Annotated in this window: 26 protein-coding genes; 11 read left to right on the forward strand and 15 right to left on the reverse strand. The window is 36.9% G+C overall.

All coding sequences use genetic code 11. From position 1 onward, the window contains the following. Positions 1 to 283 precede the first annotated feature (283 nt). The gene (locus H6F47_RS18820) at positions 284 to 3,094 is read right to left on the reverse strand and encodes a cation-transporting P-type ATPase (RefSeq protein WP_190650465.1); all 2,811 of its coding nucleotides are present in this window, start codon (positions 3,092 to 3,094) and stop codon (positions 284 to 286) included. Between the two features lie 386 nt (positions 3,095 to 3,480). Between H6F47_RS18820 and H6F47_RS18825 the strand changes: the two genes are divergently transcribed. Beyond that, entirely contained in the window at positions 3,481 to 3,678 is a 198-nt protein-coding gene (locus H6F47_RS18825; RefSeq protein ID WP_096565669.1) for a hypothetical protein, read from the forward strand. 223 nt (positions 3,679 to 3,901) lie between these two features. On the opposite strand, the gene H6F47_RS18830 is transcribed toward H6F47_RS18825, so the two are convergent. After that, entirely contained in the window at positions 3,902 to 4,681 is a 780-nt protein-coding gene (locus tag H6F47_RS18830) for a Uma2 family endonuclease (RefSeq protein ID WP_190650466.1), read from the reverse strand. Between the two features lie 785 nt (positions 4,682 to 5,466). On the opposite strand from H6F47_RS18830, the gene H6F47_RS18835 reads away from it, so the two are divergent. After that, entirely contained in the window at positions 5,467 to 5,712 is a 246-nt protein-coding gene (locus tag H6F47_RS18835) for a UPF0175 family protein (RefSeq protein ID WP_096565667.1), read from the forward strand. Then, positions 5,709 to 6,197, forward strand: a complete 489-nt coding sequence (locus tag H6F47_RS18840) for a DUF3368 domain-containing protein (protein WP_190650468.1) — start codon at positions 5,709 to 5,711, stop codon at positions 6,195 to 6,197. Before H6F47_RS18835 ends, H6F47_RS18840 begins: the two co-directional genes overlap by 4 nt. 78 nt (positions 6,198 to 6,275) lie before the next feature. Here H6F47_RS18840 and H6F47_RS18845 read toward each other — a convergent pair whose 3' ends face one another. From H6F47_RS18845 to acs, 8 genes are all read right to left on the reverse strand, one after another. Continuing rightward, complete coding sequence (locus tag H6F47_RS18845; protein WP_190650469.1) at positions 6,276 to 6,863, reverse strand: Uma2 family endonuclease; 588 nt, start codon at positions 6,861 to 6,863, stop codon at positions 6,276 to 6,278. Between the two features lie 36 nt (positions 6,864 to 6,899). After that, positions 6,900 to 7,796: a nucleoside triphosphate pyrophosphohydrolase family protein gene (locus H6F47_RS18850; RefSeq protein ID WP_190650470.1), complete on the reverse strand. Its 897-nt coding sequence runs from the start codon at positions 7,794 to 7,796 to the stop codon at positions 6,900 to 6,902. 51 nt (positions 7,797 to 7,847) lie between these two features. After that, positions 7,848 to 8,345: a DUF1643 domain-containing protein gene (locus H6F47_RS18855; RefSeq protein WP_236104058.1), complete on the reverse strand. Its 498-nt coding sequence runs from the start codon at positions 8,343 to 8,345 to the stop codon at positions 7,848 to 7,850. Positions 8,346 to 8,374: 29 nt separating this feature from the next. After that, on the reverse strand, positions 8,375 to 9,541 hold the full coding sequence (locus tag H6F47_RS18860; RefSeq protein WP_190650471.1) for a nucleotide kinase domain-containing protein: 1,167 nt from the start codon (positions 9,539 to 9,541) through the stop codon (positions 8,375 to 8,377). 218 nt (positions 9,542 to 9,759) lie between these two features. Further along, positions 9,760 to 10,083 carry a transcriptional regulator gene (locus tag H6F47_RS18865; RefSeq protein ID WP_137667473.1) on the reverse strand — a complete coding sequence of 108 codons (324 nt, stop codon included), beginning with the start codon at positions 10,081 to 10,083 and terminating at the stop codon, positions 9,760 to 9,762. A gap of 5 nt (positions 10,084 to 10,088) precedes the next feature. After that, positions 10,089 to 10,574 carry a DUF4365 domain-containing protein gene (locus H6F47_RS18870; RefSeq protein ID WP_190650472.1) on the reverse strand — a complete coding sequence of 162 codons (486 nt, stop codon included), beginning with the start codon at positions 10,572 to 10,574 and terminating at the stop codon, positions 10,089 to 10,091. Positions 10,575 to 10,578: 4 nt separating this feature from the next. After that, positions 10,579 to 11,073 carry a DUF4365 domain-containing protein gene (locus H6F47_RS18875; RefSeq protein WP_096565657.1) on the reverse strand — a complete coding sequence of 165 codons (495 nt, stop codon included), beginning with the start codon at positions 11,071 to 11,073 and terminating at the stop codon, positions 10,579 to 10,581. A 129-nt stretch (positions 11,074 to 11,202) separates the two neighbouring features. Further along, positions 11,203 to 13,173, reverse strand: coding sequence for an acetate--CoA ligase (gene acs / locus H6F47_RS18880; protein WP_190650473.1), 1,971 nt, complete (start codon positions 13,171 to 13,173; stop codon positions 11,203 to 11,205). Positions 13,174 to 13,909: 736 nt separating this feature from the next. Here acs and H6F47_RS18885 point away from each other — a divergent pair. The 3 genes from H6F47_RS18885 (at position 13,910) to H6F47_RS18895 (ending at position 16,214) form a co-directional block, all read left to right on the forward strand. Further along, on the forward strand, positions 13,910 to 14,602 hold the full coding sequence (locus H6F47_RS18885; RefSeq protein WP_096565653.1) for a hypothetical protein: 693 nt from the start codon (positions 13,910 to 13,912) through the stop codon (positions 14,600 to 14,602). 76 nt (positions 14,603 to 14,678) lie between these two features. Next, positions 14,679 to 15,101 carry a hypothetical protein gene (locus H6F47_RS18890; protein ID WP_190650474.1) on the forward strand — a complete coding sequence of 141 codons (423 nt, stop codon included), beginning with the start codon at positions 14,679 to 14,681 and terminating at the stop codon, positions 15,099 to 15,101. A 525-nt stretch (positions 15,102 to 15,626) separates the two neighbouring features. Further along, a complete protein-coding gene (locus tag H6F47_RS18895) occupies positions 15,627 to 16,214 on the forward strand; it encodes a Uma2 family endonuclease (RefSeq protein ID WP_190348364.1) in 588 nt (195 codons plus the stop codon). On the opposite strand, the gene H6F47_RS18900 is transcribed toward H6F47_RS18895, so the two are convergent. Both H6F47_RS18900 and H6F47_RS18905 read right to left on the reverse strand, forming a co-directional pair. Next, entirely contained in the window at positions 16,201 to 16,464 is a 264-nt protein-coding gene (locus H6F47_RS18900; RefSeq protein ID WP_236104059.1) for a hypothetical protein, read from the reverse strand. The genes H6F47_RS18895 and H6F47_RS18900 overlap by 14 nt on opposite strands. A gap of 5 nt (positions 16,465 to 16,469) precedes the next feature. Continuing rightward, positions 16,470 to 16,718, reverse strand: a complete 249-nt coding sequence (locus H6F47_RS18905; protein WP_190650476.1) for a hypothetical protein — start codon at positions 16,716 to 16,718, stop codon at positions 16,470 to 16,472. Between the two features lie 224 nt (positions 16,719 to 16,942). On the opposite strand from H6F47_RS18905, the gene H6F47_RS18910 reads away from it, so the two are divergent. From H6F47_RS18910 to H6F47_RS18925, 4 genes are all read left to right on the forward strand, one after another. Then, positions 16,943 to 20,206 carry a type ISP restriction/modification enzyme gene (locus H6F47_RS18910; RefSeq protein ID WP_190650478.1) on the forward strand — a complete coding sequence of 1,088 codons (3,264 nt, stop codon included), beginning with the start codon at positions 16,943 to 16,945 and terminating at the stop codon, positions 20,204 to 20,206. A gap of 131 nt (positions 20,207 to 20,337) precedes the next feature. Further along, positions 20,338 to 20,493: a hypothetical protein gene (locus tag H6F47_RS18915; protein WP_190650480.1), complete on the forward strand. Its 156-nt coding sequence runs from the start codon at positions 20,338 to 20,340 to the stop codon at positions 20,491 to 20,493. A 109-nt stretch (positions 20,494 to 20,602) separates the two neighbouring features. Further along, positions 20,603 to 21,322: a DUF475 domain-containing protein gene (locus H6F47_RS18920; protein WP_137667479.1), complete on the forward strand. Its 720-nt coding sequence runs from the start codon at positions 20,603 to 20,605 to the stop codon at positions 21,320 to 21,322. Between the two features lie 17 nt (positions 21,323 to 21,339). After that, entirely contained in the window at positions 21,340 to 21,501 is a 162-nt protein-coding gene (locus tag H6F47_RS18925) for a hypothetical protein (protein WP_190650482.1), read from the forward strand. Here the strand turns inward: H6F47_RS18925 and ndk are convergent. Continuing rightward, positions 21,478 to 21,927, reverse strand: a complete 450-nt coding sequence (ndk, locus tag H6F47_RS18930; RefSeq protein ID WP_096572562.1) for a nucleoside-diphosphate kinase — start codon at positions 21,925 to 21,927, stop codon at positions 21,478 to 21,480. The two genes, H6F47_RS18925 and ndk, sit on opposite strands and share 24 nt — an antisense overlap. Positions 21,928 to 22,359: 432 nt before the next feature. Here ndk and speA point away from each other — a divergent pair, with 432 nt between their 5' ends. After that, positions 22,360 to 24,393, forward strand: a complete 2,034-nt coding sequence (gene speA / locus H6F47_RS18935) for a biosynthetic arginine decarboxylase (protein WP_137668113.1) — start codon at positions 22,360 to 22,362, stop codon at positions 24,391 to 24,393. 109 nt (positions 24,394 to 24,502) lie between these two features. Here speA and H6F47_RS18940 read toward each other — a convergent pair whose 3' ends face one another. Both H6F47_RS18940 and H6F47_RS18945 read right to left on the reverse strand, forming a co-directional pair. After that, positions 24,503 to 25,672, reverse strand: coding sequence for an NDP-sugar synthase (locus H6F47_RS18940; protein WP_096565635.1), 1,170 nt, complete (start codon positions 25,670 to 25,672; stop codon positions 24,503 to 24,505). Between the two features lie 160 nt (positions 25,673 to 25,832). After that, a complete protein-coding gene (locus H6F47_RS18945; RefSeq protein ID WP_190348359.1) occupies positions 25,833 to 26,657 on the reverse strand; it encodes a ScpA family protein in 825 nt (274 codons plus the stop codon). Positions 26,658 to 26,859 lie beyond the last annotated feature (202 nt).

Genomic DNA, 26,859 nt, shown 5'->3' on the forward strand with positions numbered 1-26,859 from the left:
ACTTTTTCCGGTATACCCTTCAAAACCCTTGCACTAATTTCTGTGTTTATCAGCCTCTAACCTTTGATATATCAAGGTTTTAGGTTTATTCAGCAAACCCTACTTACTAAAAACCTTTCCTTGCTTTCTATCCTCTACCCTTGAGCAAGATGTAACTTTCCATTGTCAATTATCAATTATCAATTGATCACTGATGGTTTTCTTCTTTCTTGCTGACGGAGAATGACGGCTGAATGTTTACTTGAAACCTTGAATAAAACAATTATCAATTATCAATTGATAACTATGAGATTTCAGCTTGATGGTTGACTCTGTTAATAATTATTTTTCGCAATTCATCAGCTATTAAAATTAACGGTGGACAAAACAATAACATCAACAAATAAGATGGTTTTAAAGGTGCAGTCGAGAAGACATTTTGCAAAGTAGGAGAATAAATAATTGATAGAATCAATATCCATTCCACCGCAATTCCTGCCCAAATTAAACGGTTAGTAAAAAAGCCCAAACGCAAAATAGAAAACCGTTCCGAACGACAGGCAAAAACGTTACCATCTTGACAAGCGACAATTACAGCTAAAGTCATTGTCGTAGCTTGGTGATAAATCGCCATTGTTGCTGCATTTGCGGAGTGAGATAAAATACTAGGGCTAAGTGCCTGTAATTGGGGAAGATTATAACCATTTGTCCACCAAACAAAGAAAAATCCTGCCATACCTGCTAAACCTTCCAGCAGACCTAAAAAGCAGTAAGCACGCAGTAATAAAGGTAAATCTAACAGTGCTTGGGATTTTTTCCGGGGTGGTAACTCCATTGAACCAGTTTCCGGTTTTTCTGCCCCTAATGCTAGTGCGGGTAACATATCTGTACCTAAGTCAATGGCTAATATCTGCAAAATTACTAGTGCTGGCGGTATTTTCAGAAACACCATTGCTAGGAAAGGTAAAAACTCCGCCATGTTGGAAGCGAGAATGTAAGTCATGAACTTGCGGATATTTTGATACACCGCCCGACCCTGTTCAATGGCAGAGACGATAGTGGCAAAGTTATCATCTATCAGCACAATGTCCGCAGCTTCACGGGCAACATCTGTACCACTAATTCCCATTGCTATGCCGATATTCGCAGCGCGTAAAGCCGGGGCATCGTTGACACCATCACCAGTGACAGCGACGACATGACCAAGGGTTTTATAGGCTTCAACTAACCTGAGTTTCTGTTCTGGTATGACTCTGGCAAATACTAACCCGGTTTTGTGCTTGTGGATGATTTGCCGTAATTGCGTATCAGAAAGATGTCCTAATTGTTCACCGGTGATAATTCTGGGTTGACCGTTAGCTAAACCAATACGTTGGGCGATCGCTGCTGCTGTTAAACCATAATCACCTGTAATCATAGTAACTTGAATGCCGGCACGATGACAAAGGGCGATCGCATCCGCAACTTCTGGACGTGGTGGATCAATCATCGCCACCAACCCCAAAAAAGTCAAATCCTGTTCTAACAAATTATTATCTAGCTGATTTAATTCCCCCCCACCTTGCCTTGTCGCCACTCCTAAAACACGATAACCTTGACTAGCCAATTGATCATTAGCCGCCACAACTTCCTCGCGCTGAGTTTCCGTTAATTCCAGCTTTTCCCCCGAATGCCATAAATACCGCGAATGCTGCAACACATCCAAAGGCGCACCCTTGGTAAAAATCACATACTCGCAATTTTCAACATTATCTAACCCTAAATTACCTGATAATAAAACCGTCATCATGCGGCGGTGAGAATCAAAAGGAATCTCCCGAACCCTGGGCGATCGCTGTTGCAACTCCTCCAACTGCAAACCCGCCTTAATTGCCGCCACCAATAACGCCGCCTCCGTAGGATCACCCACAGCTTGCCATTGATTGGAATTGGGGGGATGATTTAACCGCGCATTAGAACAAAGCGCCGCACCAGCCAACATTAACCGCACCTGAGACTGATTTTCACTAGAGGTAATTTCTACTTCTCCCTTGGGTTCATAACCCACCCCAGTCACATTAATATTAGTATTAGGAATCCACAATTGGCGGACAGTCATTTCATTTTTAGTCAAAGTCCCAGTTTTATCAGTGCAAATAACAGTCGTTGCACTCAGAGTTTCCACCGCAGACAAACGCCGCACCAAAGCATTCTTAGTAGCCATGCGTCTGACACCAATGGCTAAAGCTAAACTCACAGTAGGTAGTAAACCTTCGGGAACAAACGCCACAATAATACCAATGGCAAAAATGAAACTTTCTTTGAGTTGCATTCCCACCAGCAACTTAGTTAATAAAAATATCACCACCCCCATACTCAAAGCAATGATAGTAATGATGTGAACCACCCTAGAAATCTGCACCTCTAAAGTGCTGGCTTCCCGCTTCACATTTGCCGTAAGATGGGCGACTTGACCAAATTCTGTATGTGTCCCTGTTGCATATACTACCGCCAGTCCCCGACCAGCAGCAACCGTAGAACCTGCAAATACTAAATTACTCGCTTCCGAAGCATGGATATTTGCGGCGGTGACAGGTTCGCTAATGCGGGGAACAGGCAAAGATTCCCCTGTAAGTACGGAAGCATCTACATATAAAGATTGACTTTCAATCAGTCTGGCATCAGCGGAGATTTTATCACCTTCTTCTAACTGCATGACATCGCCGCTAACTAATTCACGGGCAGCAATTACAGATAATTTTCCATCACGATAAACTTTAGCTTGGGAAGGTAAGATTTTTTTCAGTGCTGATAAAGCTTTTTCCGCTTGATATTCCTGCCAAAAACTAAAAATAGCATTAATCCAAATTACTGCCCAAATTGCCCAACCTAATTCCGGTGTTTGGGAAATAAAAGCTAATATTCCCGCTACCCACAACAGCAACGCCATAAAATGGGTTAATTGGTCAGTGAAACGGAGTATTAAAGGGCGTGTTTGTGGTTCAGGAAGTTCATTATAACCAAATTGTTTTAATCTTAAATTTGCTTCTGCCTCGCTGATACCTTGAGGAGTTGTTGTTAGTGTCTTGTAGACATCTGTAGGTGTCAGCGTCCAAATATGAAGGTTGGAATTCATACTTTTGGTATCAATCGGGCTTTGATATTTTAGATGCTGAGTTTATACCTGTTCATCTGTCAAAGGTATTATCTGAATCAGGATGTCTGGTTACTGAGCGAAGTCGAAGTACAGGATTAAAGGATTTACAGGATTTTAGTTTGTGGTCAAAGATCCCCGACTTCTAAAAATAATTAATTGCATGAATAAAAAGATAAATGATATTTTTTCTCTGCGTCCTCTGTGTCTCTGTGGTTCGTTTAAAAAAAAGGTAATTTAAAAGTAATACCAGAATAATTGAACGCAGATGCACGCAGATAAGCCACATCCTGTAAATCTTTAAATCCTGGACATCCTGATTCATACAAATTAAAATATTAGTACACCACAAATAAAATATATAATGTATGAATAACTCAACATTTACCATTTTTATAGTCTTTGGATTTATTTGGATTTTTATGGCCACTGCTGCTGTAATTGCACTGTTTAAATCTGATGGTCAAGAAATTAGGATTAGTAAAATGGGATTAATCATTATTATTCCTATTATTTTACCAATTATTATTACCTTGAGTTATGCAGCATTTAAAGGGTCTTTTTAATAAAGGGACATTTTAATAGGACTTACGCAACTGGCATATTTCTCTGTTCGTAGTAAGCGATTTATCGCTTATTTTTGGCACTAAAGTGCCTACTACAGACTTAAATTTAGACTTTCCTTGTGACACTTGCGTAAGTCCTGTTTAATAATGATGGTCAGAATCAGGATATCCTAATTTTGACATTTTTTAGGAATTTTTGAAAAAATCAGTAAAAAATTAGTGTTTATTCTAACATTTCCAGATCAATTCCTAAAGCCTGGAGTTGTTCAGGAGAAAGGGAACGTAATTTTTCAACAAGTTGTTCTCGTTTTTGTTTTTCAACATCTGCTCTTTGTTTTTCAACATCTGCGCGTTCTTCACCTGTTAACAATAAATTACCTTCTTCATCCCACCAACGCAACCAAGGTAAATCAGCATTTTGATATAAACCTTGCCAAATTCCTAACTCTACCCCTAAAGGTTTAATGGGATAATGTCCTCGTTCATTGGGTGTCATTAACTGATAATTGGTATCCAACAAATGATAAACTTCAACTTGTGCCTTTGTTACTTCATAAATAGCATAATAAGGAACACGGATAGCTTGTTCATAAACCCAAAATTTACCAACTTTCCCATCGTTTCCTTGAGATGGTGGTGTTTTATCTCGTTCTTCTGTACCATCACCGGAGACAAATTCAATCACTATTAAAGGTGCAATAAATTCTTTCCATAACACATAAGAACGGCGCATTTTACCGTTTAAAGTTGGTGGTACATTGGGTACATAAAACCAATCTGGTGCTTCTGCACCTTTTTCTGGTGGATCTGTTAAACGCCAATATATCCCAGAATCTTGACCGATACAATATTGGCCATCTGGATGCAGTTTATCTAAAACGGGTTTAATTGAGTCTGTAATTAATATACTTTGGGGATGTTCTTGCAGATTTTTCACGAAAGTACCATCTGAGTCTGGTAACTGGGTGTGGTCTGGTAATGTCAATACTGTGAAGGAAGTCATAGGCATAACCAAGATTGTATTTATATTTTATGGTAATTTTTAGATGGTTTGTTAGTGATAAAAGTTGTATTTGTCAGAATCAGGATAACTAGGATTAAAGGATTAACAGGATGGTAATTTTTAGATTGTTTATAACATTTAAAGGCAATCATCAAACAACATCCTCAAAATCCCAACATCCTCACAAACAATCATTCAGCAACATCCTGTTAATCCTATCATCCTGGACATCCTGATTCTGACAAAAATTTAAGACTTGACAAGACGCGAAATTTACATTATATTTATGTTATCAGTGGAAATCTGTCCGCGCATATATAGTAAAATTTTGTATCACAAAGATCCCCGACTTCTAGGATAATTGATTTTGATACAGGATGATTAGATCAAAGAAGTCGGGGATCTAAATTTTGTCAGAATCAGGATAACCAGGATTAAAGGATGTACAGGATGGTAATTTTTAGATGGTTTATAATCATTTAAATAAAATTATCAAAAAACATCCTGAAAATACCCAACATCCTCACAAACAATCATTCAATCACATCCTGAAAATCCTCAAATCCTGGACATCCTGATTCAGACAAATAAAATACCCAACATCCTCACAAACAATCATTCAATCACATCCTGCAAATCCTTAAATCCTGGACATCCTGATTCTGACAAATGCAAGGTTTAATTAAGATTTGAGAATGTACCAAAATTGTGATATTATATTATAAGACTTGATCAAGTAAAGATAAATAATTAATTCAACACAATTTTCATGAGGAGATAAATTTATGAGTTTAACTATTTCTGATGAAATTCTCCATTCTACAGGAATGACATCAAAAGAATTATTAATAGAAATTGCAGTGATGTTATTTGAAAAAGAAAAAGTTAGTTTAGGTAAAGCTAGTAAAATAGCTGAAATGAATTATGTAGAATTTCAGGAATTACTCGCTCAACGTAATATTTCCCTTCATTATGATGTTGCAGAATTTCAAGAAGATATGAAAACTCTTCAAGAAACAGGTTGGTTATGATTATTGTTAGTAACACATCACCAATTAGCAATTTAGCTAAAATTGATCACCTATTTTTACTGCAAGAAATTTATAGTGAAGTTATTATTCCTCAAGCAGTATATGATGAATTAACAGATATTAGAGCAGGAGAAAAAGTTAATAATGCTATAAAAAATGCTAATTTTATCAAGAATCAACCTGTTATTAATTATCAATTAGTAAAAGATTTACAGCGAAATTTAGATAGGGGAGAATCTGAAGCAATTGTATTAGCAATAGAATTAAATGCTAATAAGTTGTTAATAGATGAAAGATTAGGAAGACAGGAAGCGATAAAATTAGGATTGTCTTTGACTGGAGTATTAGGTATATTGTTGATTGCTAAAAAAAGAGGATTAATTAATAATGTTAAATCTTTGATGGATAAGTTAATTTCTCACACAGCTTTTAGAATTGGTGATCAACTCTATTATACTATTTTGATAGAAGCTAATGAAAATTAGTAGTTTGTAGGGTGCGTTAGGAGTGCAAAAAGATCATAAAATACACCAATCAATTTACACGAAGTAACGCACCATTAATTATGATGCTTCACTGGTAAAATCTACCTTGTCATAAATATCAGCCAAAGAAATTTCACAAGCAATAGAAGCTAAATTCAAAATATCATTACTATCTTCATATTCTAAAAATGTCCATTTTCTCCGATCTGTTTTAATATACTGTTCAACGTGCATTGTATATTGATCAATTAAAATATATTCTTGAAAACTAGGAATAGTGCGATAAGCTGCAAATTTCTCATCTCGATCATAACCTTTGGTAGATTTTGATAATACCTCAGCTATCATTATTGGGTTAGTAATAGTATCATTTCTTCCTTCTGCAAAAACCAAGGGAGTTTGCACAACCATAACATCAGGATAAGTGTGAATCCTTTTTTGAGGAATCCAAAGTCTTTGATCTGTAACAAAGACTTGATAGGGTTGACGTTTAAGAGCAAAATTTAGCACAGCGTAAAAATTGCCAGTAATTTGGTTGTGATCTGGTGTTCCACCGATCATGGGTATAATTAAGCCATCAATATATTCATGACGTAGTTCTGAATTTACATCAAATTCTAGATATTCTGCGGGTGAGTAGTATTGTGTTTCCTTTGCAAGAGTCATGATATTTAGATTGTGAGTATTACTTTATTTTTGATATTAGCTTACTCCTATTTGATAAGTAATCGAACGTGCATCAAGATCAACAACTACCTTTCCCCCATGATTTTTCTCTACTTGTCTCCAAACATCATAACCCATGAAAATCGCCTTCTCCCAATCTCCCAATGAACAACGAGAAACTTCTAAATGAGATGTCATATTTTTAATAGTCTTCAATAGTTGATAATCTAAAGTTGAAACACCTTCTAAAAAACCGTGATCTTTAGCATAACTAAATACAAGTGCTGATATACCTTCCTCAATAGCTACTGCACGACCTCCGTCTTCAACTTCGTCAATAAGAGGATTACTTTTGCGCTTACGTTTTAGAATGCTACGAGTAACTACAGACCAACCTAAAATAGCAGCATAAGCAAAATGAAAAACATCATGGAAGCGATACCCATCACTTTGATAAGAATTATCAGTGAGATCATTTCCTATCTGTTCTTTATTAATAAATGCCTTCATTTTGACTGAATTATCTTGGCTGACTTCTGTAAGTTCTACTACAAATTGTCGTGGTAAACTTTCATGTTCTGGAAATTCATTATCAAAGATGTAAATTGTATTTTTATTATCTATTTCTGTTGAATCTCTCCATCCCCAACGGTCATTGCACTTTCTTAAATTATTCTCTGCTATTTCTTCTAAATTTAGGTCAAATTTACTGGCTATATTGGAAATATACCAAAGCATATCTCCCAATTCTTCTGCAATTCCTTCTTTAAATAATTTGTGTGCATCACCATCGCGTAAATGTTTTTTATATTCTGTCATCAATGAACCAACTTCCCCTACTAAACCTAATAGCGGTATGATTAATTCAGTACCTTCAACAGCAGGAATTTGATCTGTGTTTAGTGCTTGTTTTTGATATTCGGAAAAATTCATAATGTTATTCCTTTCATTATAAAATTAAAATTTATTGCTGATAAAATTTAATTAATTTTGAGTAAAAATAATTGCTTGTGTATCCTTTTTTACATATAGAGGGTGGCGTGGATATCCATACTTTGTTAATCCTAAACAGTACAGAGAGTTGTGATCATAAATAAGATTGATAACTTCTTGATCTCTGTTATTAAAACTGCCTTTTGTTCCCCATGCTAAAATAATTAAAGATGTGTTTTTTATAGCTAATTTTATATAATCATCATTTTGTTTTCCTATGGGTTCATCTACTTGACAAAGTTCACGAGGGTTTGTAGCACGATAAGCAAATAAGTTAACTACTTCAAGAGAACCATAACCCCAATATTTAGCAAAGTGAATACATTTACGAAGTGTTGGATCATCATTTTTCTGATCTGCGGTACTTGGGTTCAGCATCACGAAAGTCACTTTCTGCAAATTTTCATCCCATTTACGACCTAGTAAGTAGCGGTAATTTCCTACAATTTCGGCATATTTTTCCATTTCATCATTCTTGATTTTATTCATAAACACCTATAAATGTTAAAAATGATTTTTTAAAATAAACACATCTGAACAGATGTCTTTGGTTCTTGATTTTGTACAGACGCAGATTTTTTATTCTGTTGATATTTTTTCTGCAATTTTGATAAAGTATCTGATATCTCAGATGTAGTGTTTACCAAAGTATCTAATTCTAAAGATAACTGCTGACAATTATCTTGTATATCAAGAATTTCTAACGGTGGTAATCTCTGGGCTAAAGTTTCTTGAACCTGAACATTAATACCCCATTTAGGAGGATAGAAATAATCAATTGGTTGAGGAGTAGGAGTAAACTTAGCCTTGATCTTTTTACGATTACTCTTTAAACCAGGAAATGCTTCTCTACAATACTTGTCAGTTTCACAGAAAAGATTTTGACAGTCTATAGCTTTGAGTGGACGACCCCAAAGCGATTGAAAATTTAACCCCAAACGTTGAAATTCATTTTCTTGATTTTCGGTCATCCAATAAATTACATCAGCATAACTTTTTCCTTGAGTATCAATAAAACATTTATTAATACCTCGTTCTGCGCCCGGTCCTGCTATAGTAAAACTGTTTTCATCAAAGTTAATAACTTCACTATAATTAATATCTGTTGCTAATTGGTAAGCCATAAACTTACCTAACAATGGATATCCTGCAATAATATGAAAAATTTCTTCTAAACTTTTAGCTTTGACTATGGGATTAATTACCCTATCTTTAAAAATCATTTTGTCAATTAATGCTAAATGATTCTGGTGTTTTTTATCATAACCAAACTCTTTACTAGCACAAGACATATAAGCACTGGTATAAATCACATATCCCAAATCCATAGCCTCTTGTAGTATTTGGGAATATACATCTAAATCAAAATTAGACAGTGTAATATAATTTCCTATTTTGCTTTCTAAATATTCCCAAGTTTCTATTTTATTAAAGATTTTAAATAGTAGTATTCTAAATAATACCTCTTCTTCATTTTTGCTTCTATTCTCATCATAAATGACATTTTTGATCAGATATTGAGAAACTCGATCACTTACTCGATAAGCATTACAAAATTTATAAGTATTAAGAATAGGATCACTCGTCCAAGGAGGAGGTACATTTTTAAGTTTGTTAAAAAATACTTCCTGACGCATAGCCGCAAATCGCCAATAGGTATCAAAAATTTCTTGTCTTACTTGCATATACTGTGTTCCTGATTTATGATCATTAATTTTTATCCTTTCCCAATTTCCCAATTATCGGGTAATCCCTTCTAGTTTTGCACAAAAATCAACATTATCAAAGTTTTTGTTGCTATTCTATAATTTTTAACGTAACTTCACTATACATATACAAAAATACACAAAAAAAACCTTGCTTGTTTGCATGAAACTCAGCTAAACTATCCATCACCCTAAAACTAACTATCTTTAACCTCTAACTTAATTCGATATCCCAAAACATCTAAAAACTCAACTAAACTATAAATCTCATCTCCGAAACTTGCAGATAAAATCTGATCAAGTTGTTGATATTTCTGTTTAGCAGTTTCCGAAAGATTATTTGCTGCTAACCGTGCATCAATAATATTCTTTAATGCAGAACGTAAAACTTCAGGTTCACGGACTTCTTCATCCAATTGTAAAAAAGTTTCTAAATATGCAGCAGCTTCTTCAACATCTTGGAGAGATGAAATTAAATATTCCTTATAACTTTTACTTGTCGGTGTTATTACTTCTTTCATGATTTTTACAATTTTATTAAATTACTTTTATGGTCATACCAGCTATTAACAATCGCAATAATATCATCTATTTTCTCATCATTCAGGTTTTTAAATTCCTCATTTTCATTAAATTTCAATGCCACATTATTTCCATCTTTGAGAATAGGTTCTAAAATCCATCTATAGTAACCTTCATCATTATCTAATGTAAAGAAAAACAAGCAAACGGGAAATGGTAAATCTCTCAAGACATTCAAATTGTTATATCTTTTATTTTTTAGCTTAAAAATACTATCATGCTGAATCAAATTAGAACTAGAAGCTGTTGCTTTCACTTCTACCCCAAACATTCTACCGCTAGACTTACCATCTTGGGTGATGGTTACTAATAAATCTAATCCTGTGTCTTTTTGTTGTTGAGAAACAATCAAATCATCACGACGAGTCAAGTAAACAACAGCTAAAGCTTCTGAACGGAAACCAATATACCAAGGTTGTTCTGTTTGCATTGTTTTATCTCCATTGTTGATCAGTAAATTGGGAACTTAAAATTTTCTGTATATTCTGTGTGTACGGTTGCCAAAAATTATTGACCTCATTCCAAAGGATTTCTCTATTCTGTTTATTAATAGGAAAATTAGTAGATAAACTTGAGAGAGATGTTAAATTTTCACCATTAGCAGAAACTAAATAACCGACTTCTTGAACTTCATCAATTCCCACTATATAAGTTGGTGCTGGATAAGATGCTATACCAAGTACAGATTCCTTTTTTACTTGCACCTTTAAACGTTTATCTTTCTTAGTATAACCTTGTCTGGTAGTTTTGACTTGGACAAAAAAATAAGGAATATAACAACCAGCACCTACTAACTCAACAATAAAATCAACATACTGCCATTTATCTCCTAAAAACTGAGGCTTAAAAATGGGACCATCATCAGAGTGAAATTTAGTGATTAAAACTTCAAATATCCTCTCACCTCTTTGTCCGAGTGCATCCCTCATTGTGTTCTGTATATCCCTATCTTAATTCAGTTATAATTTGCTTCCCAAAATATAGGGTAAGCAAAATTGCCCACCCCATATTAATTCACCTCTCTGCGCCTCTGCGTCTCTGCGTGAGCTTAATTCAAACTAAGTACCTTCCCGCAACTTATCCAAAACACTGCGATCCTCAAGAGTGGAAGTATCTCCCGATACCTCCTGACCCGCAGCCAAATTCCGCAACAACCGACGCATAATTTTACCCGATCGCGTTTTTGGCAGTGCATCAGTAAACTTAATTTCCCCAGGACGAGCGATCGCACCAATTTCACTGACAACGTGCTTTTTCAGTTCCTTACTCAACTCCTCACTGGGTTGATAAGTTCCCTCTAAGGTCACAAAAGCTACAACTTCTTCACCCTTCAACTCATCAGGTTTACCAACCACCGCAGCCTCAGCAACCGCCGGATGGGAAACTAACGCAGATTCTACTTCCATAGTCCCTAAGCGGTGTCCAGACACATTTAGCACGTCATCCACACGACCCATGACCCAGAAATAGCCATCTTCATCCTTTCTTGCACCATCACCGGCAAAGTAAGTATATTTACCATCTTTGGGCGGAATATGTTCCCAATAAGTGCGACGGAAACGCTCAGGATCACCGTACACAGTCCGCATCATTCCCGGCCAAGGATGACGTACAGCTAAATAACCACCTTCATTGTCGGGAACTGTGTTACCTTCTAAATCCACAATATCCGCAATAATACCAGGGAAAGGACGGGTAGCAGAACCGGGTTTAGTGGGAATTGCACCGGGTAAAGGTGTAATCATAACACCACCAGTTTCCGTTTGCCACCAAGTATCAACGATGGGGCAACGTTCACCACCAATCACTTTATGATACCACATCCAAGCTTCGGGGTTGATAGGTTCACCGACAGTACCCAACAACCGCAAGGATGAAAGATTGCGGGATTTAGGATGGTGTTCACCCATTTTGATAAAGGCGCGGATAGCGGTAGGAGCAGTATAAAAAATTGTTACTCCGTATTTTTCAATCACATCCCAGAAACAACCAAGATTAGATGCACGGGGCGCACCTTCATACATTACAGTAGTTGCACCGTTGGAAAGAGGACCATAAACAATATAGCTATGTCCCGTAATCCAACCGACATCAGCAGTACACCAATATACATCTGTGTCCTGTAAATCAAAAATCCATTTTGTGGTAATATGGCTGTATAGGTTATAACCGCCTGTAGTGTGTACTACCCCCTTGGGTTTACCCGTACTACCAGAGGTATAAAGAACAAATAGCATATCTTCGCTGTCCATTGGTTCAGCCGGACAGTCAGCGGATACACCTTGTTGTAAATCATGCCACCAGTGATCCCTTCCTGGTTCAATATGGGTTTTTTGACCGGTGCGTTTAACCACTAAGACATCTGTAACACTGGGTGCGGCGTTATCTGCTAAAGCTTTATCTACCTGTTCTTTAAGCGGTACAATTGCATCCTTACGCCAACCACCATCAGCAGTAACTACTACTTTTGCTTGAGCATCATTTAAGCGATCGCGCAAAGCTTCCGCACTAAAACCACCAAAAACAACGCTATGAGGTGCGCCTATTCTCGCACAGGCTAACATAGCAATAGCCGCTTCCGGTATCATGGGCATATAAATTCCCACGCGATCGCCCTTGTTCACACCCAACTGTTTGAGAACATTAGCAAATTGACAAACTTCACGATGTAACTGAGCATAAGTTAGCGTGCGAGAATCTCCCGGTTCACCTTCCCAAATCAAAGCCGCTTTGTTTTTACGCCAAGTCGTTAGATGTCTATCAAGACAGTTGTAAGAAATATTAATCTTGCCATTGACAAACCACTTCGCAAAAGGAGGTTGCCAATCTAGCACAGTATCCCATTTTTCAAACCAATGTAACTCATTTTCCGCTAAATCTGCCCAAAATTTCTCAGGGTCAGCTTTTGCGGTATCATAAAGACGCTGATAATCTTCCAAACTTTTGATTTGAGCTTTTTGGGAAAAATCACTAGCTGGATGAAACAGACGCTTTTCCTGTAGGATGGATTCTATCGTCGGTTGAGACATGATGAATTATGTAAACATTATTGTGACTGAAAACTATTGTTAGCAAAGTTTTGGCAAATATTGTTTAGATTTTCATTAAGCTAGATGAATCCAACTGTCTATCACAAAATTATCAAATTGTGTGATATCCCATTTTATTCCTTCTTTGTGTCTTTTGCGTCCTTTGTGGTTCGTTATCATATAATTTGTACATTTTAGACAGAACTAGAAGTAGATATCCCAGTAACCCAGTTGACAAAAGTCATAAATAAGCAAAAATAAGCCACTGAGGAGATAAAACCTAAAGAAAATATTAAGTATGATTGAGGGAAAGAAAAACAGTACATCTTGTACCGGGAAACAGGATAAGATAGAAAAGTATCAGCAAATAAAAAAGTGTATCCCCAGTTGCAGAAAATAAACAACCAGAGTGGTAGAGACTGAAACCAAAAGATAGTATACTAACTACTGTGGCAGTAAGTATTTTGCACCAGCTAACTGGGTAAAACCAGAGTTGTGAAATCCTCAAATTTTGGCAAATACAACCTTTGTCCAAAAATGTCAATACAATCTTTCTTTAATTAAGTAAATTTTACCAAAATTTTACTAAAACTTTACCAAAACTTTACCAAAACTTTACCAAAAACCAAATTTTAACACCAAATACACCAAAACATGAATCATATACATCTGTTCCCAGGTATAAATTGAAAACAAAATGTTTATTTAGTTTAGTGACTCAAAAGTAGGGCGTAGTTTGCAAGCAAAAGAAATAAAGGATAAACTAAAGTTATTAAGCGAGAGAGCCGCAACAATAGATCCTCAGTTAGCCAAAAGATTAAATGAGATCAATCGTTGGGTTAAATATACTCGCCCTGGTTCCCTGACTGCTAAACCTTATGTGCTTGCGTTTCTCCTAGAGGTAATTACAGACTCTACAATTTGGCTACTAATTAAATCATTACCTTCCGAAGCAGCCAGACAAGCAAAATTTGAGCAAATGACAGCCAATGAAAGGTATTGGTATGGTTATTTATTTCCTAAGTGGATCAACTCAACAGATGCCAAATTTTATATTTGGAAGAAAAAAATGATGGCAGGGGAGTTTAATCAGTTGGATGATGATATGATTAAATCAATAGCCCAAGATATTGTGCGTCGTGAAGGGAATGTTTGGCAGCGTTATATTGCTGACCTTTCTATGGCGACAGATTTAATCGTTAGTAATCATCAACACAAACCACTTTGTATTCAAATCACCAGTGTTAGTAAAGAATTTCATGGTCAAAAATATGAAAAGTGGCAAAATGCCCTGCAAATGTGGGAAATAGAGCGAGGATTGTTTTTAAGTTACAATCCTGGCGAAAATGATTTTATCAACCAGTTAGTAAATGTGGCGCTGTACAACAGTGATCATCTGTCCCAAGGAAAGTATGTCAACTTTTCCTGATATCCAATTGTTGATATTGAACACCTGAGTCCTTGCCTAAATCGTTACCTGTTTACGACAGCATTTATCAGCATTTATGCTTAACCAAAAAGAAATGAACAGCATTACTCAAGTAGATGAATTTGCTGAAATTTTAGCAGCAGCCCGCAGAATGCAACAAGACTGGTTAGAATATGGAGTAAATTATGTACATCTTTATGTTGAAGATGCCGATGGAGATTGGTTAGAAACATGGGATGATGATGAAATATTGAATCATTCTTTATTAGATACTATTAAAGAATTTTTAGTAAGTAATGATGATATAGCAGTAAAAATTAGGTATCGTTTACGAGATAGGCCACTGTTTGATTTAGCTGTAGATTTAGAAGAATGTTTGCAGATTTCTAGGGAAGATCAAAAAATATTAGCTATTAGCGATATTCTAGCGCGTTATCTTCATATTTGTGATCTTGATTTACTGGATTTAGCAAATAGTTTGCTGGATAAGTTGCTGTAATTTTCCCAGAACATATTTTAATCGTAGGGGCGAAGCATTCGGGTGATCACCTACTGCGGAAACTGTAGGGGCGAAGCATTTGGGCGATAATTTAACGGAAAAATCAGACATCTAGATATCCCAAATGCTTCGCCCTGCCCCCATAAATAAGTTCCATCATTTCTTTTCTGGAGATTGTCATTTTTCCAGAACATATTTTAATCGTAGGGGTTTAGCATTCGGGTGATCACCTACTGCGGAAACTGTAGGGGCGAAGCTTATGGGCGATAATTTAACGGAAAAATCAGACATCTAGATATCCCATAAGCTTCGCCCTGCCCCCATAAATAGGTTCCATAATTTCTTTTCTGGAGATGTCTATTGATCTGCAATCTGCTTTATTACTAGAGAGTAAGCTGTTACACAGCTAAATTGTATAATCCTAATATTCTGAACTATTGTTTAACAGGCAAGAGGCCTGTTCCACTTATACAAATTAAATGCACAACAGCTTATAATTGATTAAAAATAATAGCGGTTTGTTCTATGACAGTTCCACTTTTAGAACAGGAAACAGAAAAACTGATAACTGTACCTGGTGTTTCTTGGCAACAGTTTAAAACTATTGAAGTCCAGTTAGAAGAAAATCATGCTGTAAAATTGGCATATTTAGCAGGGGTGCTGGAAATAATGTCTCCTATTGGTGATAAACATGAATATGTGAAAAAAACCCTTTCCTATTTATTAGAAGCATACATGAGATATAAGGGGATTCGGTTTTATGGTAGGGGTGGTTTTACTTTAGAAGCAGCGGGTTATGCTTCGGGAACACCAGATGAATCTTATTGTATTGGTACTAATAAAGAAGTTCCTGATATTGTGATTGAAATTATCGTTAGTAGTGGTTCAATTAATAGAACTGAATTATATAAACCTAAGGGAGTTCCTGAAGTTTGGTTTTGGAGAAATCATAAAATTCAAATTTTTAGTTTAAATGCTGTTTTGGAATATGAGGAAGTTAACCGCAGTCGGTTTTTTCCAGATTTGGATCAGGAGTTATTATTGCGGTTTTTAGCTATTCCTGATCAATATGATGCGGTATCGCAATTTATTGATTTTATTAATGATAAATAAGATACCCATCTAATTCTTTTATTAATCCACGTTTTACAGCTTCACTTAATGCAGTAGCTTTTCTCAATAAACCTTCCTGATAAATTTGCATTAGTGCTTGTAATTCAGGATGTTCTGATTCTGTGAGAATACCAGCTTGTTGTCTGTCTAGCAACTCACTCAAACGTCTATCTTCTTCCGGTTTCATTTGTAATTCCGTCAACTCTAAAACTTGTTGATCAGAAAGTTTTAAAATGGGTTCAATTTTCATTTTTGCTATCTCCATTCTTCCCGTTCTTCCCACTCATCACGCATCTGATTTACCAATTCTTGGGCATCTTTTCCTGCAAGTAAATTGGGAGCAATACCATGAAAATCAGTTACTTTATACTTGGGCTTTGGAGTTACTGCAACTGCTTCTACTGATTGCTTAATCTCCTTTACCAAATACTCTAATATCCCCATTTTTTCTATTAGACTTAATTGCTCGATTTCACTGATAACAGACTCAATGGAAAGGCTCATATTTTTAGATGATTAGTTTTATATTTTGATGATCAAGGATTTTACCATAATTTATTATATCTTAACACTTTAGATTAACTAATATATTGTTTTTGCAATAATTCTTTACTTATTTTCTCTTGTCTTTGCATCAAAAATCACATATAATTATTATAATTAAACGCAAATGAACGCCGATTAACGCAGATAGAAAAACAGGTTAATTAGTCAGCTTTTAGTAATTTATGTCCAGATTATTAGTCACCCAATATCAAACAGAAGTCCAAAAAATCATCCAGTTTGGTGGTTCAAGAAAGGAAACTTCTATTCGTTTCGCTTTTCAAAATCTGTTAAATGAATATTGCAAACCTCGTGATTTTTTACTTATCCCTGAGTTAGATTTTAAATTACCTAATGGTAAAGTCGTTTATCCCGATGGTACAGTTAAAGATGCTTTGCGGTTAGATTGGGGTTACTGGGAAGCTAAAGACGAATATGATAATTTAGATCAGGAAATTGAGAAGAAATTAAATAAAGGTTATCCTGATAGTAATATTTTATTTGAAGATTCCCAAACTGCCGTTTTAATTCAAGGTGGTACAGAAACAATGCGCGTATCTATGCAAGATGCAGACGCGCTAGATGGTATTATTAATAACTTTATAAATTTTATCCGTCCTGAAGTGCGGGACTTTCGAGAAGCGATAGAGGTATTTAAACAGGATATTCCCATTATATTAGATTCTCTCAGAAAGTTGATTGATTGTCAAGAGGGGAATAATCAATCTTTTGAAACCGCAAGAAATAAGTTTTGGGAACTTTGTAAAAAGTCCATTAACCCGGAAATTAGTTTGTTAGATATTCGGGAAATGATGATTCAACATATTTTGACTGAGGATATTTTTATTAATATTTTCAGTGAGTCGCAGTTTCATCAAGAAAATAATGTTGCAAGGGAGTTACAAGGGGTAATTTCGACGTTTTTTACCGGAAGTTTAAAGCGGAATACTTTGGGAAGTATTGAAAGATATTATGCGGTGATTAAAAGAACTGCTGCTAATATTGTTAATCATCAAGAAAAACAGAAGTTTCTCAAAGCATTATACGAGAATTTTTATAAAGCATATAATCCCAAAGCTGCGGATAGATTGGGTATTGTGTATACTCCTAATGAAATAGTTAGGTTTATGATTGAAAGTGTGGATTTTTTAGTACATAAACATTTTGGTAAGTTGTTAGGGGATAAAGATGTAGAAATTTTAGATCCTGCGACTGGTACGGGGACGTTTATTACTGAGTTAATTGATTATTTACCTCCCCATAGTTTACAGCATAAATATCAACATGAGATTCATTGTAATGAGGTAGCAATTTTACCTTATTATATAGCGAATTTGAATATTGAATATACTTATAAACAGAAGATGGGGGTTTATGATGAGTTTGAAAATATTTGTTTTGTGGATACTTTGGATAATACGTTGTTTGCAGGTAAGCAAATGGATTTGTTTGCGATGACTTTGGAGAATACGGAGAGGATTAAAAGACAGAATGATCGGACTATTTCGGTGATTATTGGGAATCCTCCTTATAATGCAAAGCAGGAAAATTTTAATGATAATAATGCAAATCGTAGTTATCAGAATATTGATAAGTTGATTAAGGAAAGTTATGTAAAATATAGTAAAGCGCAAAATAATATTGTTCTTTATGATATGTACACTAGATTTATTAGATGGGCTTCTGATAGACTAGGGAAAAATGGGATTATTGCGTTTGTTTCTAATAGTTCTTTTATAGACTCTTTGACTTATGATGGGTTTAGAAAAGTTGTAGCTAAAGAATTTAGTGAAATTTATATTATTGATACTAAAGGAAATGCAAGAACAAGCGGAGAAAGAAGAAGAAAAGAAGGAGGTAATGTTTTTAGTAATGAAATTAGAGTAGGTGTAGCTGTTTATTTTTTAGTGAGGAATGAAAAAGCGGAAGGTTTTAAGGTTTATTATAATGCAATTGCAGATTATACAGATGCAGATGAGAAGAAAAAATATTTTAGTTCTCAGAAATTTAGGGATTTAGGTTTTACTCATATTACACCAGATGATAATGGTAATTGGATAAATCAAGCTGATAATGATTTTGATAGTCTTTTACCTTTGGTTGATAAAGATGTGAAAGCAGGTAAAGCAGAAGAAGCTGTTTTTAAGTTGTTTTCTTCAGGTTTGAAAACCCAAAGAGATGAATGGGTTTATGATTTATCTAAAAATGTACTAGAGGAAAAAGTTAGATTTTTAATTGAAGTTTATCAGCAGACATTATATGAAGAAATATCAGAAGATTTAGAGTATCCAGAAAAAAATACAATCAAGTGGGATAGAGAATTAAATAAATATTTGGATAGAAGAATTAATAAAACTTTTGAATTTACACAAATCATTAAAAGCTCATACCGTCCTTATCATCAGGAATATTTTTATTTTGATGAGCATTTTAACGGAATGACTTACCAATGGTTTGATATTTTAAATCAAGATGATTCAGAAAATCTATATATAGCTTTTTCAGCTTTAGGAAATACAAAACCTTTTCATTGTTTAGGTAGCAATTTAATAGTTGATTTACATTTTACAGGTGACTCTCAATGTCTCCCATTATATCGTTACGACAAAGAAGGAAACCGCATTGATAACATAACAGACTGGGGACTAAAACAAATTCAAACCCATTATCAAGATGAAACAATCACCAAAATAGACATCTTCCATTATACTTATGCAGTATTACATAACCCTGAATACCGCAAAAAATACGAACTCAATTTAAAACGCGAATTTCCCCGCTTACCCTATTACGAAAACTTCCAAAAATGGGTAAACTGGGGAAAACAACTCATGAAACTTCATATCAATTATGAAACTGTTACCCCTTATCAATTATCCCGTGTGGATATTCCCTTAAAAGACACCCCTTCGACTTCGCTCACCCCTTCGACTTCGCTCAGGGACCGAGAGAAAGACAACTCTTCGACTACTTCGACTTCGCCCTTCGACACCGCCCTTCGACACCGCTCAGGACAGGCTCAGGACAGGCTCAGTACAAGTTCGCTCACCCCTTCGACTTCGCTTCCCCCTTCGACTTCGCTCACCCCTTCGACTTCGCTTCCCCCTTCGACTTCGCTCACCCCTTCGACTTCGCTCAGGGACCGACAAAAAACCATCAAAGTTAAATTGAAAGCAGATAAAAATAAAGGTGTAATTATCTTAGATGATATTACCACATTAACAGGAGTTCCTGAAATAGCTTGGGAATATATGTTAGGAAATCGGAGTGCATTAGAATGGATATTAGATCAATATAAAGAAAAGAAACCCAAAGATCCCACCATTGCGGAAAAGTTTAATACTTATCGGTTTGCAGACTATAAAGAACAGGTAATAGAATTGTTGATGAGAGTGTGTACCGTCAGTGTAGAGACGATGAATATTATTAAAGAGATGGAAAATTTCTGAATCAGAAAATTACTGTCACCTGTCACCTGTCACCTAACTTTGTCTGAATCAGGATAACCAGGATTAAAGGATGTACAGGATGAAATACTAAAAATTAAACGCAGATGAACGCAGATAAACGCGGATGATTTTTGCATTATTTTCCTAGTTTCTGGGATTTACAGGATGGAATAATTCGTGGTTTTAAAATTACTGTCAACTGTCAACTGTCAACTGTCACCAGTCACCTATCACCTATCACCAGTCACCAGTCACCAATCACCAGTCACCAGTCACCAGTCACCTAATTCTGTCAGAATCATGGTATACTAGAAAAAGTAGCAATTTATTACAGTAGCTATCGTAAAAATATATATTGCTGTTAATTTAAAATTTTCCGTTGTTTGAGAAATTGGAATGCTAGACCAAATATTTGATTACTTACACTTTCATATTAGTGTTGAAGCACTGATAGTATTACTGATCCTAGTTTTTTTAGAAGCGGTACTATCAGCAGATAACGCGATCGCCCTCGCTGCGATCGCCCAAGGACTAGAAGATCAAAAACTAGAACGTCAAGCATTAAACATTGGTTTAGTATTCGCTTATGTTTTAAGAATTACCCTACTGCTAACAGCTACTTGGGTACAAAAATTCTGGCAATTTGAATTATTGGGTGCTGCTTACCTGTTGTGGTTGGTATTCCAACACTTCACATCCCAGGAAGACGAAGATCATCATCATCACGGACCAAAATACAGTTCTTTATGGCAAGTTATACCAGTAATTGCCTTTACAGATTTAGCCTTTTCCTTAGATAGTGTGACAACAGCGATCGCCGTTTCCCAAGAAACCTGGTTAGTCCTCACCGGTACAACCATCGGTATCGTCACCCTGCGATTTATGGCCGGGTTATTTATTCGCTGGTTAGATGAATATGAAAATTTAGCAGACGCAGGTTATATCACTGTAGCGTTTGTGGGTTTACGTCTATTAATCAAAGTCATTAACGAAGCTTTAGTACCACCGCAATGGATCATGGTAAGTGCGATCGCCATAGTCTTAACCTGGGGTTTTTCCAAACGCACAGAAGTAGAAATCAAAACCCAAGAACCAGAAAAAACAGAAGTTAAATAGGGACTGGGGACTGGTGATTGGTGATTGGTGACTGGGGACTGGGGACTGGTGACTGGGGACTGGGTGGGGACTGGGGACTGGGGACTGGTGACTGGGGACTGGGTAAGAGTTTTTACCAATTACCCATTACCAATTACCAATTACCAATTACCAAACTATTCTTTCAACCAGGGAGCTAAATGAGGAGTCCAGCTAACCAACTCCTCATCCTTAAACCACAGTTTAATTTCCCGTTGTGCAGTTTCAATCGCATCAGAACCGTGGATCAAGTTCCGACCAATATTAATCCCAAAATCACCGCGAATAGTACCAGGTTCAGAAGTTAAAGGATTGGTAGCACCAATAATTTTTCTTGCAGAAGCAACCACACCTTCACCTTGCCAAACCATTGCCACCACGGGTCCAGAAGTAATAAATTCTACTAACCCAGCAAAAAAAGGTCTTTCCCGGTGAACATCATAATGTTGTTCAGCCAACTCTTTACTGACATTAATCAACTTTAAGCCTACCAGGGTAAAGCCTTTAGTTTCAAAACGACGGATAATTTCACCCACCAACCCGCGTTGAACTCCATCAGGCTTGATTGCTAAAAAAGTGCGTTCCAAAGCTGTCTCCAAAAGCATAAAAAAGTTATCTGGGTTAATTGTCAATTGTATGTCCGTCTTTTGTCTAGTATTTACAGGAAGAAATAAGACAGGGGGCAGGAGGCAGCTCACAGGGGTAGGTTTTTAATATTATCTGTTAAGGCAGGACTAGGAAGACAAGGAGGGAAAGTAGACAAGGAAGATTTTATCAGCACAATAGTCTTTTTGTTACCAAGAAAAGATGATTTTGTACGGTTTTCCTCCCTTGTCCACTGTCCTTCCTTGTCCCCCAAGTCTTGCCCTCACGACAATGTAAAATACCTACCCTTCTGCCTCCTGCCTCCTTCCTTAACTGATTGTTAACCAAGAAAAAATCTTTCTAGGTGCATATCTGTTATTAGACGAATGCGTTAAATTGTTAGTTCGTGGGTGATATACAGAGGTCAGGAAGAAATGGGTGTTGAGTCAACTACTGATGAGATGGTGAAAGTGCCTACCAATGGTCATAAATCAGATAAATCAGATAAATCAGAAGTGAAAAACCAAAAGCACAAGAAACTGTTACCACCTAGCACCATGTCAGGGGATTTATCTCGGACTTGGAAAATTGAGGATAGTGAGGACTTATACCGCATTGAAGGTTGGGGTAAGCCTTATTTTTCCATTAATGCTGCTGGTCATGTGACAGTTTCTCCCAAGGGCGATCGCGGGGGTTCTCTAGATTTATTTGAATTAGTCAATGCTTTAAAACAACGAAATTTGGGACTGCCGTTGTTAATTCGCTTTTCTGATATTTTGGAAGATCGGATAGAACGGTTAAACGCTTGTTTTGCGAAAGCGATCGCTCGTTATAATTATCCCGGTGTTTATCGTGGTGTTTTCCCTGTCAAATGTAACCAGGAAAGGCACTTAATTGAAGATTTGGTCAGATTTGGTAAACCGCATCAATTTGGGCTAGAAGCCGGTTCTAAGCCGGAATTAATGATTGCTCTCGCTGTATTGGATACACCAGGAGCATTGTTAGTTTGCAACGGCTACAAAGACCGAGAATACATTGAAACGGCAATGTTAGCCCAAAAACTCGGACAAACACCGATTATCGTCTTAGAACAAATTGAAGAAGTAGATATAGCCATTGCAGCTAGTCATCAGTTAGGTATTAAACCGATTTTAGGTGTACGGGCAAAATTAAGCACCCAAGGCATGGGACGCTGGGGAACATCCACAGGCGATCGCGCTAAGTTTGGCTTAACCATCCCGGAAATTATGGAAGCAGTGGAAAAACTCAAAGAAGCCAATTTACTCGATTCTTTGCAGTTGTTACACTTCCATATCGGTTCGCAAATTTCCGCCATCAATGTGATTAAAGATGCCATTCAAGAAGCCAGTCGCATTTATGTAGAATTAGCGATGTTAGGCGCAGACATGAAATATCTCGATGTCGGTGGTGGTTTAGGCGTAGATTACGACGGTTCCCAAACCAACTTCTACGCCTCCAAAAACTACAATATGCAAAACTATGCTAACGATATTGTAGCAGAATTAAAAGATACTTGTTCAGAACGGCAGATTCCCGTACCTACACTGATTAGTGAAAGTGGTAGAGCGATCGCGTCTCATCAGTCAGTTCTCATCTTTGATGTTCTTAGTACCAGTGATGTACCCCGCGATACCCCAGAAGAACCACAAGAAGGAGAATCACCAATTATTAGGTATTTGTGGGAAACCTATCAATCCATCAACAAAGAGAACTATCAAGAATTTTACCACGACGCAGCCCAATTCAAAGAAGAAGCCATCAGCCGTTTTAACTTGGGAATTTTAAGACTCAAAGAACGGGCTAAAGCCGAGCGTTTATACTGGGCTTGTTGCCACAAAATTCTGGAAATTACCAAACAACAAGAATACGTACCCGATGAACTGGAAGACCTAGAAAAAATCATGGCTTCCATCTACTATATCAATCTTTCCGTATTTCAATCAGCGCCTGATTGTTGGGCAATTGATCAACTATTCCCCATCATGCCCATACATAAGCTAGATAAAGAACCCACCCAAAGAGGAATTTTAGCAGACCTCACCTGTGACAGTGATGGTAAAATTGACCGATTTATTGATTTACGAGATGTCAAATCAGTTTTAGAACTGCATAAATTCAAACCTAACGAACCCTATTATCTGGGAATGTTCCTCAACGGCGCTTACCAAGAAATCATGGGTAACTTACATAACCTCTTTGGTGACACAAACGCCGTTCATATCCAACTCACACCCAAAGGCTACCAAATAGAACACGTTGTCAAGGGTGATACCATGAGAGAAGTCGTAAGTTACGTACAATACGACTCAGAAGACATGGTAGAAAACATCCGCCAGCGTTGTGAACAAGCCTTAGAAGAAAACCGCATTACCCTAGCCGAATCTCAAAGACTGCTACAAACTTACGAGCAAAGTCTCATGAGATATACTTACTTGAATAATAGTTAGGACTAGTGGTTGGTAATTGGTAATTGGTAATTGAAAAAACTTGTACCCATTACCCATTACCCATTACCCATTACCCATTACCCATTACCCATTACCCATTACCCATTACCTAAATTATGCTTGTCCCTAACAATTCGGCGATCGCTTGGTGTTCTAAAGGAATTTCCGAAGGTGGAGTTTGACGTGCATCTGTAATTAACCAGTCTAAAGCGGCTGCTTGCACATCAATAGCCGCACCGGTCTTATCCACACAATAACGACCAAATACCAGCTTATCAACCAAACGGACTCCCGGACTCAAGCGCGACCATTCAAATATCACACTATTATCTACTGTTGCACCACTACAAATCCAGCAATTAGGTCCAATCATCGCCGGTCCAACAATTTTCGCCCCGTCTTCAATTCTTGTCATCCCACCAATGTAAACAGGTCCAGTAATATCCACCTTATCCCAATTCACAGCTACATTCAAACCAGTGTAAATACCAGGGGCGACTTCATAACCAGGAATCTGCACATTTTTAATTTCACCCAACAGCACACCGCGAATAGCTCGCCAATAATCAGGTACTTTACCAATATCTACCCATTCAAAATCCATCGGAATGGCATAAAAAGGCGCATTGATTTTTACAAGTTCCGGGAATAATTGACTACCAATATCATACTCAACCCCAGAAGGAATATATTTAAACACCTCTGGTTCAAAAATATAAATACCCGTGTTGATATTTGTGCTGAGTGCTTCCTCTATCGAAGGTTTTTCTTGGAAAGCCTTAATGCGGTTATCATCATCTGTGACAACCACACCATAACTAGAAACTTCTTCCTTGGGAACAGACTTAGTAATAATGGTAGCAATTGAACCTTTAGATTTATGCCACTTTACCGCCGCAGTTAAATCTAAATCAATTAAAGCATCACCACACAAGACCACAAACGTATCATCAAAAAAAGGCGAAAAGTCTTGGATACGGCGCATCCCCCCAGCCGAACCTATGGCTTCCCCGACCAGTTTACCATCATCATCAATTTTCCCTTCAAAAGAATAGGCAATCTGCACACCAAACCGCTGACCATCACGGAAATAATTTTCAATTTCCTCAGCTAAATGGCTAACATTCACCATAATCTCGTTAAAACCATGTTGACGCAATAGCTCTAGCAAAAATTCCATCACTGGCTTTTGCAAGATGGGAATCATTGGTTTGGGAATGGTATATGTAATAGGACGTACACGAGTGCCTTTACCCGCTGCGAGAATCATCGCTTTCATAATTTTTTTTCCTTAACTATTCCTCAACTATTCCTCAACCACAAGCCAGTTTACTGTTTTTATCCCGTGATACTTAATCATCACTAAGTTATATTTATCAATGTACTAGGATTCTGGGTTTTGCTCACGAATATTTTAGTTTATGGTCGTTTATAGTCGTTTATGGGGTTGCACGGTTGGCTGAATTAGGTAAACGGATTGTGATCTCCTGATAAAATTCTTCCTGATATAGCTCTACTTTAGATTGTGCAGACAGCAGCAGTAAAGCCCAAAAAACGCTCACCATGTCGCCATTTTCTGATTCATGGTCAGAATCATTTGCATTTGCTGATTTTTTCCCTGCTTGCTTTGTCTGAGTCCACAATTTTACCAGTTGTTCTAGATTCCAACATTGTTCCTGTACATTTAACTCCCTTGCAGAAAGATGCAGCACCTGTTCTAGTTCTGAAGCTACTTCTGTTAAATTTTCTTGGTGAGCTAATTCTAATGCCTCCCGCATCGTTTTCATACTCGGCTGACGCTTAGGACGGATAGGTTTGCTGGTTTTCTCTACCCGTTTTAGCTGGTTAGCCATAATCTGCAATTGCTCAATTAGCTCTTGCAGGGTCACACGACGCTTTGGTGGTGGCATTGCTGCTGGACGACGACGCAACTGTCGCTCTAATTGCAAACGTTGAACATTGTATAATTCACTATCCGCAATATCCAGCATTGCATCATCAGACACATTATCTATAATATTATCTACGGTTGACAATTGCATTAAAGTATTAGCTTTAAATAGTACAAGCATGGATGCTGACAAAAAAGCCTGTCCCGATTGAGACAAATCAGTTTCATAACCTCTAGCGGTGGTTTGTGGTGACATTAGTTCTAGGTAACGGTCAATCACTTCTATCACCTGCACATCCCAAGGGTCTATTTCTCCCTTTTCGGCTTGTTCAATCAAGTGTGTAATCGTTTCTAATAGTTTTTGGGCATCCATTAATTTATCAGGAGTTCAGGAGTTCAGGAGTTCAGGAGGAAGAAGGTAAATATTTTTCCCCAGTCACCAGTCACCAGTCACCAGTCACCAGTCACCAGTCACCAGTCACCAGTCACCAGTCCCCAGTCACCAGTCACCAGTCACCAGTCACCAGTCACCAGTCACCAGTCACCAGTCACCAGTCACCAGTCACCAGTCACCA

The organism is Sphaerospermopsis sp. FACHB-1094 (genome assembly GCF_014696195.1).
In the GTDB taxonomy this organism is placed as follows: Bacteria; Cyanobacteriota; Cyanobacteriia; order Cyanobacteriales; family Nostocaceae; genus Sphaerospermopsis; species Sphaerospermopsis kisseleviana.

Coding starts and splice junctions, on each gene's coding strand:
- H6F47_RS18865 (WP_137667473.1), bottom strand. CDS start 10,083: ATGAAAGAAGTAATAACACCGACAAGTAAAAGTTATAAGGAATATTTA.
- H6F47_RS18870 (WP_190650472.1), bottom strand. CDS start 10,574: ATGCAAACAGAACAACCTTGGTATATTGGTTTCCGTTCAGAAGCTTTA.
- H6F47_RS18820 (WP_190650465.1), bottom strand. CDS start 3,094: ATGAATTCCAACCTTCATATTTGGACGCTGACACCTACAGATGTCTAC.
- H6F47_RS18890 (WP_190650474.1), top strand. CDS start 14,679: ATGCTTAACCAAAAAGAAATGAACAGCATTACTCAAGTAGATGAATTT.
- H6F47_RS18830 (WP_190650466.1), bottom strand. CDS start 4,681: ATGACTTCCTTCACAGTATTGACATTACCAGACCACACCCAGTTACCA.
- H6F47_RS18840 (WP_190650468.1), top strand. CDS start 5,709: ATGATTATTGTTAGTAACACATCACCAATTAGCAATTTAGCTAAAATT.
- H6F47_RS18850 (WP_190650470.1), bottom strand. CDS start 7,796: ATGAATTTTTCCGAATATCAAAAACAAGCACTAAACACAGATCAAATT.
- H6F47_RS18895 (WP_190348364.1), top strand. CDS start 15,627: ATGACAGTTCCACTTTTAGAACAGGAAACAGAAAAACTGATAACTGTA.
- H6F47_RS18905 (WP_190650476.1), bottom strand. CDS start 16,718: ATGAGCCTTTCCATTGAGTCTGTTATCAGTGAAATCGAGCAATTAAGT.
- H6F47_RS18860 (WP_190650471.1), bottom strand. CDS start 9,541: ATGCAAGTAAGACAAGAAATTTTTGATACCTATTGGCGATTTGCGGCT.
- H6F47_RS18920 (WP_137667479.1), top strand. CDS start 20,603: ATGCTAGACCAAATATTTGATTACTTACACTTTCATATTAGTGTTGAA.
- H6F47_RS18900 (WP_236104059.1), bottom strand. CDS start 16,464: ATGAAAATTGAACCCATTTTAAAACTTTCTGATCAACAAGTTTTAGAG.
- acs (WP_190650473.1), bottom strand. CDS start 13,173: ATGTCTCAACCGACGATAGAATCCATCCTACAGGAAAAGCGTCTGTTT.
- H6F47_RS18835 (WP_096565667.1), top strand. CDS start 5,467: ATGAGTTTAACTATTTCTGATGAAATTCTCCATTCTACAGGAATGACA.
- H6F47_RS18855 (WP_236104058.1), bottom strand. CDS start 8,345: ATGAATAAAATCAAGAATGATGAAATGGAAAAATATGCCGAAATTGTA.
- H6F47_RS18945 (WP_190348359.1), bottom strand. CDS start 26,657: ATGGATGCCCAAAAACTATTAGAAACGATTACACACTTGATTGAACAA.
- H6F47_RS18910 (WP_190650478.1), top strand. CDS start 16,943: ATGTCCAGATTATTAGTCACCCAATATCAAACAGAAGTCCAAAAAATC.
- speA (WP_137668113.1), top strand. CDS start 22,360: ATGGGTGTTGAGTCAACTACTGATGAGATGGTGAAAGTGCCTACCAAT.
- H6F47_RS18875 (WP_096565657.1), bottom strand. CDS start 11,073: ATGAGGGATGCACTCGGACAAAGAGGTGAGAGGATATTTGAAGTTTTA.
- H6F47_RS18825 (WP_096565669.1), top strand. CDS start 3,481: ATGAATAACTCAACATTTACCATTTTTATAGTCTTTGGATTTATTTGG.
- H6F47_RS18940 (WP_096565635.1), bottom strand. CDS start 25,672: ATGAAAGCGATGATTCTCGCAGCGGGTAAAGGCACTCGTGTACGTCCT.
- H6F47_RS18845 (WP_190650469.1), bottom strand. CDS start 6,863: ATGACTCTTGCAAAGGAAACACAATACTACTCACCCGCAGAATATCTA.